Origin of the sequence: Pseudonocardia sp. (assembly GCF_025965585.1) — a bacterium.
In the GTDB taxonomy this organism is placed as follows: Bacteria; Actinomycetota; Actinomycetes; order Mycobacteriales; family Pseudonocardiaceae; genus Pseudonocardia.
The window spans coordinates 1-11113 of record NZ_JAOPWR010000366.1 but is presented as its reverse complement, the minus strand read 5'-3'; the positions used below and the strand labels follow the sequence as shown (position 1 = coordinate 11113).

Here is an 11113-nt window from a genome sequence, read left to right as displayed (position 1 = left end):
GAGGTGCGGATCGGAACCGTCGAGCAGGAGTGTCCGCCCGGTGAGCGCGGTGAGCTGCTGCTGCGCGGTGCGAACGTGATGTCCGGCTACTGGGGCCTCCCGGAGGCGAGCGAGCTGGCCGTGAAGGCCGGCTGGCTGCACACCGGCGACATCGCGATCCGCGACGAGGACGGCTACCTGTACATCGTCGACCGCAAGCACGACATGATCATCACGGGTGGGGCGAACGTCTACCCGCGCGAGGTCGAGGACGTCCTCTACGCGCATCCGGCGGTCGCGGAGGCCGCGGTCGTCGGCGTCCCCGACGACACCTGGGGTGAGACCGTGCTGGCGGTGGTCGCCCTTCGGCCGGACGCCGTGGCGACCGAGTCCGACCTCGTCGACTTCTGTGCCGAGCGGCTGGCCCGCTACAAGAAGCCGCGAGCGGTCGTGTTCGTCGACGCCCTCGCCAAGACTCCGGTCGGCAAGATCGACAAGGCAGCGTTGCGTGCCGCCTTCGCGGGCCCAGCGCCTGCACTCGATCCGCCCGACGATGCAACCGGCGGCGGCAGCCTCGGAGATGTCGTGCTCAGCGAGCGGCCGACCCGGTGACCGGCCGCCGGAGTCGGCTCGGCTGATGGGCCCCGCCGTGACCGGAGTGGCCTAGCAGCGGCGAGGCTCGGCTACGGTGCGTCGAATGACACCCGTGTGATTGACGCCCACAAGGGGCACCGCGCCACCACGTCATGGGACCCCCCACTACGGAGGGCCACAGGACAGCCGTGCCGACCGCGCGGTCACGGATACGCGGAGCCCGCAACCGGCCCGGTCGGACGGGCTCGACCCGACGGTATCGCGCCGCGCCCGCCACCGGCCCTGCGGCCGGAGCGGGAAGGAGTGCAGGTCGAACGCACGAGGGCCTCGCCCGCCGCAGCAGCGGTGCCCGCGACGGGTGGGGCTCACGACGTCCGACGGGGGCGGAGTCGGACGTCGCGGACGCCGACGCCTGCATCGACGAGCCCCATCGCTCCGGAACCCCTGACCGGAGCAACGCGGAGGGCGAGCGCGGCGTTTCCGACGTCCACCGGGGCCCCGGTCGGTGATGTCATCACTCACCGTTGCATCGATGCGCGTGATCTCACCCCTCCGGGACCACCCGGCCGGGAGGGCGGTGACGACCGCGCCCGGTCCTGCGCACGATCAGGTGACACCGATGTGGGTGGAAGGCGTGCCGGAGATGTCCTCACGACCGGGGGCGGTGGCACTATCCGCCCGGCGCATCAAAGCCCTTGAGGAGCATCGCGGAGGTACATCTCGTGTCCGTTGTCGACAGCGTTCCGAACGGTGAGGCGACTCGGTGGTGGATCGGCCGGTCTCCGGGTGTCGAGGACACCGGACCGTTCCCGGGACGGCACGCGAGTCACACGGAGATCGCCGCGGAGACCCCCATCTTCCATTCGCTGACCGTCGGGGAGTGGCGCGGCCGGCGGCACGAGACCGAGGCGCCGAACCCCGCCCCCGACGGACGGCACGCACCCCGGGCCGACCCGCTGAGCGAGTTCCGTCGTGATCCGCTGACGGCTCCCATCCCCATCCAGGCCTACGCCGCGCCACCCACGACGGGCGCGGCCGTGGTCCGTCAGATCCGCCGCGCGCCCGCCGTGCCCTGCGCGTCCGCGCCGGCACTGCCGTCGGCAGGGGCCCACGCGCTGCCCGAGCGACCCGCCCGGACCGGACGCCACCAGATCGTCCAGGGCCGACCGGGTGGGCATCGAGCCTGGTGACGGGCACACAGCCGACGGCGTGACGGACCGACGGCGCGACGACCCGGTACCCGGTCCCCGCCTCCGGAAGCGGGGACCGGATATCGCGTCGTTCGGCACGCCCGAACGACGTCGTTGACCTCGCGGCACGACCCGGGAAGGTGGGTCGAGGAGCACGCGGAGGCGACTATGCCGAGCATCTCGATCACGACCACGGACCAGGCCGTGGCGCGGCAGGAGTGTGCTCGCGTCTACTTCCCGCACCGGATGGTCGTCCTCCACGACCCCGAGGCGTTCGCGATGTCGCTGTCGGCGGCGACCCTCGGCGCCGTGTCGGCCGGGCTGCTCGGCTACGCCGGGGAGGTGCGCCTCGAGACCGGCGAGCTGGAGACCGGCTACGAGATCAACGTCCCCCTGGACGGGCACCTGCGCACCTGGACCGGCCACGCCGACGTCTGCGCCGGTCCGGGCGTCGCGGCGGTCTACCGGCCCGACGGCCGCACCCGGCTGCACGGCTGGGCGGGCGGCGGGCGCCTCTTCGGCCTGAAGATCGAGCGCAGTGCGCTGGAGGAGACGCTGGAGGAGCTCACGGACCGGCGCATCCGCTCGACCGTCCCGTTCGGCGCGAGCCTGGACCTCCGCAGCGGCGCGGGCCGCCAGTGGTGGGGCCTCGCCCGCGCGCTCGTCGACCTCGCCCAGGACCCGGACGGCCCGCTGGGACGCCCCGTGGTGGCGCGTCCCCTCGCGCGCAGCGTGATCGCCGGGTTCCTGCACGCGGCGGACCATCCCTACCGCGACCTCCTCGCCCGCCGACCGGCGTCGCCCCGGCCGGCGACGATCCGCGAGGCCGTCGAGCTGCTGGAGACCGAGCCCGAGCACCACTGGACCGTGACCGACCTGGCCCGGCGGGTCGGCCTGACCACGCGCGGCCTGCAGGCCGGATTCGCCCGCCACGTCGGCGTCGCTCCGATGGCGTACCTGCGGCAGGTGCGGCTCACCCGCGCCCACCTGGAGCTCCAGGTCGCCGATGCCGCCCGCTGCTCGGTCGCCGACATCGCGGGGTCGTGGGGGTTCACCCACCTCGGCCGGTTCGCCGCGGCCTACCGCGAGCGCTACGGCCACCCGCCGTCCCGGACGCTCCGGGAGTCCGGCTGACGCCCGGGTGCGTTCATCGGATCGGCCGAGTGCGCCCAGCGGATCGACCGTGATCCGGCCCACATCTACCGTCGGCGCGCCACCCGAGCCGTCGAAGGAGACGCCGCTGTGACCACGACCGAAGCGCCCGCCGGTGAAGCCGCGTTCGACTTCAACCCGCTCGTCTCACCGCACCGCGAGGATCCGCACCTGTTCTACCGGGCCGCCCGCGCCCGTCCGCTGCAGATGAGCCCGACGCTCGGTGCGTACATGGTGACCCGGTACGAGGATCTCCGGACCGTCATCGACGACCCGGCCACCTACTCCTCCGCACCGGCCGTGCCGAAGATCTACTCGAACGCCCCCGAGGTCGTCGAGGTGCTGCGCCGCGGCAACGTCCCCGAGACGAGCGCGGTGGTCAACGAGGACGAGCCCGAGCACACCCCGATCCGCCGGGTGTTCGACGCCGGGTTCACCGGCGCGCGGGTCCGGGCGATGCTGCCCACGATGCACGCCACGGCCGACGCGCTCATCGACGCGTTCCCCGCCGAGGGCGCGGACCTGGTCGGCGACTACGCGATCCCGTTCGTGCAGACGGTGATCAGCGCGATCATCGGCTTCCCCCCCGAGGACACCGCGCAGATCCAGATCTGGACCGACGATCAGAACACGCTGTGGAACGTCCTCGCCCCCGTCGAACAGCACCTGGCCTCGGCCGAGCGCATGGGCGAGTACACGCGCTACCTGCAGGCCCTGATCGACGACCGCCGCGCCCACCCGCGCGAGGATCTGATCTCCGACCTCGTCCACGGCGCGAACGGCTTCCCCGGCCTGCCCGACGACTACACGCAGTGCATCGTGCGCGGCGCGGCGCGCGTGGCGGGCTTCGACACCACCCGCGACGCCATCACCTCGACGATGCTGGCCGTGCTGCAGGACCCGTCGATCCGCGAGCGCGTGCTGGCCGACCCGGTGAAGATGATCCCGAAGGCCACCGAGGAGGTGCTGCGCCGCGACGCCCCGCACCGCGGCCTGTTCCGGATCACCACCCGCGACACCGAGCTGGGCGGCACGCCGCTCCCGGCCGGGACACCGCTGCTCCTGCTGTTCGGGTCGGGCAACCGGGACGAGACCGTGTTCCCGAACCCGGACGCCGTCGACCTGGACCGCCCGAACGTCCGCGACCACCTCGCGTTCGGCCGGGGGCTGCACGTCTGCCCGGGGGCCCCGATGGCCCGCGCCGAGATCCGCGTCGCGCTGGAGCACCTGATGCAGCGCCTGCCCGGGCTGCGGCTGGCGGAGGGCTACGAACCGACGTACATCGCCAGCTACTTCTTCCGCGGGCTGGAGTCGCTCCACGTCACCTGCTGATCGCAAGGAGGGCCCGGGCCGAAGCCCGGGCCCTCCGGCGCGGTCACGTCACTGCATCTGTGGCTTGAGGACGACCTTCGTCCAGCCCTCGTTCCGGGCGTCGAAGTTCTTGTAGGCCTCGGGGGCGCGCTCCAGTGGCAGCTCGTGGGACACGATCCAGGACGGCTTGCACTTGTCCTGCGCGATCAGGCTCCGCAGGTTGCGGTTGTACCGCTTCACCGGGCACTGGCCGGTGCCCATCGACTGGCCCTTGAACCAGTGCAGCCCGAAGTCGAACGGGACCCTGCCCTCCTTCTCCAGGTCGTCGGGAGCGTTCGGGTCCACCGGGACGTAGACACCCACGGTGCCGATCCGTCCGGTGAACTTCACCGACTGGACCAGCCTGTCCAGAGTGGCGTTGTTGTGCTCGTGCCCCTGCGGGTCGTGCGCCTGGTAGCCGACGCACTCGCAGCCGCAGTCGGCACCCGTGCCGTTGGTCTCGTCCATCACGGCCTGGACCGGGTCGACCTTCGAGTCGTCGATCGTGATGGCACCGATCTCCTCGGCCAGGCGGAGCCTGTCCGGGTGGCGGTCGACGACCATGATCTTCGACGCGCTCTTCTGGACGGCGGACAGCGCGGCCATGAGGCCGACCGGGCCGCCGCCGTAGATGACCACGGTGTCGCCGGGGTACAGGCCGGCCATCTCGGTGGAGTGCCACCCGGTGGGGAAGATGTCCGAGAGCATGACGTAGTCGTTCTGCCGTTCGCGGGCGTCCTCGGGCAGCCGCAGGGCGTCGAAGTCGGCCCACGGCACGCGCAGGTACTCGGCCTGTCCGCCCTGCCAGGGGCCCATGTCGGCGAACCCGTAGGCGGCGCCGGCGATGCCGGGTGCGTTGGCGCGCTCGCAGTAGTTGGTCAGGCCGTGTTCGCAGTTGCTGCAGTGCCCGCAGCTGACGTTGAACGGCGCGGAGACCATGTCGCCGGCCTTCACCTTCTCCACGGCACTGCCGACCTCGACCACCTCGCCGAGGTTCTCGTGGCCGAACACCCTTCCGGGCTCGAAGCTGGTTCGGCCCTCGTACATGTGCAGATCCGAGCCGCAGATGTTCGTGCTGGTGATGCGCACGATGGCGTCTGTCGGCTTCTCGATCTTCGGGTCCGGGATGTTGTCCACACGGACGTCGCGCGGTCCGTGGTACACGACTGCCTTCATTGGTCCTCCGGTCCTTCCTGCTCAGATCTTGCTGCCGAGTCGCGTCGGAGAGTTCGTGCGGGTGTGCGCGGCTCCACGTCCATGGGCTGTCCACCGGTGCTCAGGACACCGGCACCGGCGGACCGACAAGGACAGAGCCCGCATGATCACGCGCTGGTTCTGACGGTCCGCTCGAGCAGGACGTCAGAGCACGCTCATGCGATCGACCTCCGATCGGTCGCCCGCTGTTGCGGTAATCCGACGGCTCAAGGTTTCGTCCGGAGGGGACGGTTGCGCTTCCGCCCGCCGGGTCACATCCGGCGTCGAGGGTTGACCCTGGCGGGCGCAAGACGAGGTCACCGGTTGATAACGGTCTCCACGGTCACCGGGTTGGTTCACACCTTGTCGGCGCAGGTCATGGCCGAGTGCGGGCGGCTGGATGGACGACGCCCCCCAGGCCCCTCAGTGCCGCCTCGGTCCTACCACGCGAACAATCGCAGCGGTGTGATCGCGCCGTTCGCGTGCCACGGGAAACTCCTCCGCATCCGCGTCGACGATCGCCCCGGCGAGCCGGCGCGGTCGCATCCGTTCCGATCGCCCGGATGCCGTCCGCGGTGGGACAGTGAGCCGGGGCGGACACGGGTGAGGAGCTGGCATGTGCCGCTGGTTGGCGTACTCGGGCAATCCGGTTCGGCCGGAGGAGCTGCTCTACGAGCCGAGCCGGTCACTGATCGAGCAGAGCCGTCGGGCGACCCCGGACGCGGCCATCGCCAACGGCGACGGGTTCGGCCTGGGCTGGTACGGCCTCCACCAGAGCCCGGGCCTGTTCCGGAGCGCGTCGCCGGCCTGGGGCGACAGCAACCTGCGCGAGCTGAGCTCGCAGATACGCTCGCCTCTCTTCCTGGCGCACGTCCGCGCCGCGACCGGCACACCCGTACAGCAGACCAACTGCCATCCGTTCCGCCACGGCAGCTGGTTGTTCGTGCACAACGGCTTCATCGCCGAGTATCCGCGACTCCGCCGCGACCTCCTGCTGACGGTGGACCCGGGGCTGTTCACCGGGATCGGGGGTTCCACGGACTCGGAGGTGATGTTCTATCTGGCGCTGACGTTCGGCCTGGCCGAGGACCCACTGGGCGGCCTGGAGCGGATGGCGGGGTTCGTCGAGGCCGCCGGGTACCGGATCGGTGTCGAGCACCCGCTGCAGATGACCATCGGTCTGAGCGACGGCGAGCGGATCTACGCGGTGCGGTACGCGAGCGGACCGGTCGCCAACACGCTGTTCGTGAGCTCCTCCGTCCAGGACCTACGGCTGCTCTATCCGGAGGACGAGCGGTTCCGGCACCTCTCGCAGGACGCTCGCGTCGTGGTCTCGGAACCGCTGATCGACCTGCCCGGGCTGTGGCAGGAGATCCCCCCGTCCACGGCCCTGGTCGTGCAGGACGGGCCCGATCTCGATACGTCCTTCCGCCCGCAACCCCCGCGATAGCGCAGCAACGGGCTGGGCTCCGCTCCTCACGCGGGGCGACAGGGCCTGGCTCCCGGACCGACCGGCCGCTCGTGTCTGTTCCGAAGCGTCGACCGGCCCGGGGCGGGTGTGCAGGGGCGGGTGTGCTTCGGGCTGCCGAGCTCGGACCGCGACCCGGCAGGAGGCCCATCGCAGTTCTGTCCGTTCCCGAACCCGGCAGCCCTCGCCGTCGCTGTCGCCGAGATCGGTCGAGCCACGCACGCGAGGCCCGACCGGTTGCTTGCACCGGCCGGGCCCCAGCGTGAGTCAGATCCGGGCCGAGTCGTTCCCGGGAGCGGCGGTCTTCCCGACGAGATCAGGCACTGCCCGAGGTCGAACGGGTCGTTCCGCCAACGGGGGTCTTCCGGAATCCGGGGGCGGAACAAACTGACGCCGCCCCGAAGATCGGGGCGTCCGGGCCCTCAGATCAGGCCGAGCTGGCGCGCGCACGACGGCCAGGCGTTCCAGCCCTGCGCGGCCTGCACCCTCTCGGCGACGGCGATCTGCTGCTCGCGGGTGGCGTTCTCCGGTGCGCCCTGGCCACCGAAAGCCGCCCACGTCGAGGGGGTGAACTGCAGGCCGCCGGAGAATCCGTTGCCGGTGTTGATGCTCCAGTTACCACTGCTCTCGCACTGGGCCAGCCTGTCCCACGTCGAGGCGGGGGCAGCATTCGCGGTGCCGGCAACGGCGAGCGGACCGCCGACCGCAATGGCGCCGGCCAGAGCCATGCCCAGCAGATTACGACCAGAGAAAATCGAGCGTCGAGAAGTCATGGGGAGTCTGCTCCATCTGCGCCGTCGAGAAGATTCCTGCACAGATCGGGTTACTCAGCAGCTTGGGGAGCTGATGCCGAAACTTTGCCCAGCCAGCGTTTGGGGATAACGCCGGCCGGTACTTCCTCGTCCCTGTTCCCTCTTTTTTGTCTACGGACCGAAACCGCGGAACAGGGTCAGGCGCAGCGGTCCGGATGCTTTTCCGATCGACCCGTACCGGGCCAACCAGTTATTGAGACTACGTAATGCCGAGGCCGTGAGTGCCATGATCGGGACATGACCGCCGTCACCCGCCTGCGTTGGTCGCCGTTCACACACGTCCCATCCGCAGGTCAGACGGTCAGTATCTCGTTTCGATCACGGCGAAGGAAAACGATACAATCGCAGCAATTGTCACCCACGTCACATCCTCTTGACTCCTGCCGCTCGAGGACGTGACGCAGACCACGGCGCCGGTACGGCCGATCGGATGTAGCCGTATACCGTGATTCGGTCCTCACCGATGAGCCGTGCGCCATTCGCCCGTTCTCGCGGAAGCGCACGATCGCGCGGCGGGCCGGCGGGTGTTCGGGTGTTCGGGTGTTCGGGTGTGGACCCCGTGTCCTCGCACGGCCGCTCTGCCCGACCAGGGAGCAGGAGACCGCGGCGGTGGGACCACCTCGGTCTGGGCGCGCCAATAGTGGTGAGGGAGTTCGTCATCGCGGGTCGGCGCCCGCGGGCCGTCCGACTCGCGAGAGTCGTGGATACCGACGACCTGCGTGCGCACTGAGTGCGGCGTAGGTCATCGGAGTCCCCCAGGCGGCGCGGGGCGGTCACGCGGCGTATCGCGGGCCAGGGTCGGACTTCTCACTCATGGAGACGACGGAGACGACATGTCCGAGATGACCACCGCCGAGTACATCCGTTTCCTCACCGAAGGCACCCGCACCGCCAAGCTGGCGACCCTGCGCCGAGACGGCAGGCCGCACGTGGTGCCGGTCTGGTTCGTCCTCGACGGGGACGACCTGCTGTTCACGACCGCGCAGAAGTCGGTGAAGGGCCGCGCGATCCGCCGCGACCCCCGGGTTGCCGCGTGCATCGATGACGACCGCCCGCCCTTTGCGTTCGTGATGATCGAGGGCCGTGCCACCGTCATCGAGGACTCGCACGCGGTGCTCATCACGGCGACCCGGATCGCGCGGCGCTACATGGGCTCGGACAAGGCCGAGGAGTACGCCCGGTTCAACAGCGTCGACGGGATGATGGCGGTCCGGATCACCCCGGACAACATCGCGTCGGAGGACAACGTCACCGACATCGGCGGCGTCACCGCCGGTGAAGCATGACGGGCGCGTCGTCCACCGGCTGAAGGATCCGGCCCGGGACGCCCCGTGGACTGCTGCACGAGCAGCTCACGGCAGCCGGGTGAGCGCGGCGGACGTCGTCGTGTTCACCCCTGCAGAGGGCACGACGTCGCACGGGCGCTGGGTCGGCCGGGGCGCGTGGCCCCGCCGCCGTCAGGCGGACAGTGCCAGCCGGTGGACGAGCTCCCGCTCGTCGGGGCCGAACCAGGGAGGCTCCCCCGCCACGACGTTCTCGTCGATCCGCGGCGGGCGCGACGTCGCCGGGATGGCGACGGTGCACCTCGGATCGCTCAGCCCCCACTTGAGCAGCGCCTGCGCCCAGGTGCGGACGCCGAACGGGCGCAGCGGCGCGAGCTGGGCCTCGCCGATGTCGAGGTCGAGGAGCTCACCCTCGCCGAAGGGACGCATGACGACGACGCCGAGGCCGAGGTCGGCGGCCAGCGGCAGGATGCGCTGCTCGGCCTCGCGCTGTCGCGGGTTGTACGGGATCTGGACGGCGTCGATCCGGCCGGTGCGCATCACGGCCTCCAGCTCGCGGATCACCGCGTAGTGCGTCGCCCCGATCCGGTCGATCAGACCGTCCTCCCGCGCCGCCAGCAGCAGCGGCAGGTGCTCGCGCCATGCCACCAGGTTGTGGATCTGCATCAGCTCGACATGACCGCCGTAGAGGCGCAGGGCGCGGGCGAGCTGCTGCCGTCCCTCCGCGAGCGAGGTCGTCCAGATCTTGGTCGCGACGACCGCCTCGCTCCGCCGGTCGCCCAGGGCCTCGGCGAGCAGCTCCTCGGCTCGGCCGTACATGGGCGACGAGTCGAAGAACCGCACCCCGGCGTCGAGGGCACGGGTCACGACCGCGACGTGCTCGCCGCGGGTCGCCGCCGCCTCCAGCCGGCGCCAGGTCCCCAGGCCGATGACCGGCACCTCCGTGCCCTCCGGGCCGAGCCGCCGAATCTCCATCCGCACAGGGTCCCGTGCCGCCCCCGTCGCCAAACCTCGGGTCACCGGTCAGTACCGCGGGCGACCCGTTCGTCGATGTGCGGGACCTCGTCCCCGACGGTGTTCTCCCGATGGCCGGCGACCGCCGGACCCTCCAGCTCGCCCCGGTCGATCATGATTCCCAACGAAGATCGACGATCAGAGGTCCACCGATGCCCGGGGGTGGCATGCGTACCCCGCCCTCATCCCCGCGACCAGCGCCCCCAGTGGACGACGTCGTCGAACGGCCGGCGGTTCGGCCGCAGGATCGGGGTCAGCGGCCGGTCCGCGGGATAGCCGAGCGCGATCAGGCTCTGGCACCACGTCGGCTCCGGGTTGCCGAGGAGCCGGCGGGCGAGGTCCTGGTCGGCCACCGCCGAATGGCCGCTGCCGATGCCGAGGTCCGTCGCGGTGACCATCATGTTCATCGTCGCCTGACCGAAGTCGTAGTGGATCCAGTCACGCTGGCGGGCGTCCTCGGGCTGCGGCGCGATGAGGGCGATCGTCGCGGCGGACGCCGCCACGTGTGTCGCGCCCTGCCATACGCCGGCGAGCTGCCGGAGCTGCTCCCTGTCGGTGACGACGACGAAGTCCCAGGGCTGCCAGTTCTGCGAGGACGGAGCGCGGCGGCCGGCTTCCAGGATCCGCACCAGATCCTCTCTCGGGATCGGTCGGTCCTCGTACACACGGACGTTCCGCCGAGATCTGATCGCGTCCCACGTCTCCACGTCCTCCAACGTACGCAGGAACCAGGCTCACGGCCGCTGCGTGCGCCCCCTTTCGCGGGACCGTCGGCGCCTCTGGTCCCCGGCGTGCATGAGGCGCCATCGCGTGGTGCGAAGCCATCGGCAATCTTGACCTCATCCAACCTGCGCCATGGTCCATTCATGCTTGCCGTTCCCCGTGCCCGCTGACCGTTGTCGTCAACCGACCGAAGGCCAGGACGTCGAAGACCGAAATCACTCCTGCATCGATCACCATCCGGTCACTCTGCTCGGTGAGATCCATCAGTCAGGCGCTCTGCTCGTCCGCCCCGCCGGCCACCTCGCCCGGCGGCACAACGGAGTTCGTGGACCCGGCTGTCCACATCCGTGAGTT

8 protein-coding genes and 1 pseudogene are annotated in these 11113 nt (G+C 70.7%); 5 read left to right on the top strand and 4 right to left on the bottom strand.

Annotated features, from left to right (window positions below; translation table 11 throughout):
* From JWR81_RS22420 to JWR81_RS22410, 3 genes and pseudogenes are all read left to right on the top strand, one after another.
* Window positions 1-591 (top strand): annotated as a pseudogene (locus JWR81_RS22420) (AMP-binding protein); the annotation flags it as partial.
* Window positions 592-1931: 1340 nt separating this feature from the next.
* Complete coding sequence (locus JWR81_RS22415) at window positions 1932-2897, top strand: AraC family transcriptional regulator (RefSeq protein ID WP_297656465.1); 966 nt, start codon at window positions 1932-1934, stop codon at window positions 2895-2897.
* A 108-nt stretch (window positions 2898-3005) separates the two neighbouring features.
* Window positions 3006-4247, top strand: coding sequence for a cytochrome P450 (locus JWR81_RS22410; protein WP_297656462.1), 1242 nt, complete (start codon window positions 3006-3008; stop codon window positions 4245-4247).
* A 48-nt stretch (window positions 4248-4295) separates the two neighbouring features.
* Here the strand turns inward: JWR81_RS22410 and JWR81_RS22405 are convergent, their stop codons facing one another.
* Window positions 4296-5441: a glutathione-independent formaldehyde dehydrogenase gene (locus JWR81_RS22405; RefSeq protein WP_297656459.1), complete on the bottom strand. Its 1146-nt coding sequence runs from the start codon at window positions 5439-5441 to the stop codon at window positions 4296-4298.
* A 634-nt stretch (window positions 5442-6075) separates the two neighbouring features.
* Here JWR81_RS22405 and JWR81_RS22400 point away from each other — a divergent pair.
* Window positions 6076-6909, top strand: a complete 834-nt coding sequence (locus JWR81_RS22400; RefSeq protein WP_297656456.1) for a class II glutamine amidotransferase — start codon at window positions 6076-6078, stop codon at window positions 6907-6909.
* 440 nt (window positions 6910-7349) lie between these two features.
* Here JWR81_RS22400 and JWR81_RS22395 read toward each other — a convergent pair whose 3' ends face one another.
* Window positions 7350-7655, bottom strand: coding sequence for a transglycosylase family protein (locus JWR81_RS22395; protein ID WP_297656453.1), 306 nt, complete (start codon window positions 7653-7655; stop codon window positions 7350-7352).
* Window positions 7656-8572: 917 nt separating this feature from the next.
* Here JWR81_RS22395 and JWR81_RS22390 point away from each other — a divergent pair.
* Window positions 8573-9025, top strand: a complete 453-nt coding sequence (locus JWR81_RS22390) for a PPOX class F420-dependent oxidoreductase (RefSeq protein ID WP_297656450.1) — start codon at window positions 8573-8575, stop codon at window positions 9023-9025.
* A 171-nt stretch (window positions 9026-9196) separates the two neighbouring features.
* Here the strand turns inward: JWR81_RS22390 and JWR81_RS22385 are convergent, their stop codons facing one another.
* Window positions 9197-9997 carry an aldo/keto reductase gene (locus JWR81_RS22385; RefSeq protein ID WP_297656447.1) on the bottom strand — a complete coding sequence of 267 codons (801 nt, stop codon included), beginning with the start codon at window positions 9995-9997 and terminating at the stop codon, window positions 9197-9199.
* A gap of 221 nt (window positions 9998-10218) precedes the next feature.
* Entirely contained in the window at window positions 10219-10743 is a 525-nt protein-coding gene (locus JWR81_RS22380) for a nitroreductase family protein (RefSeq protein ID WP_297656444.1), read from the bottom strand.
* Window positions 10744-11113: the final 370 nt, after the last annotated feature.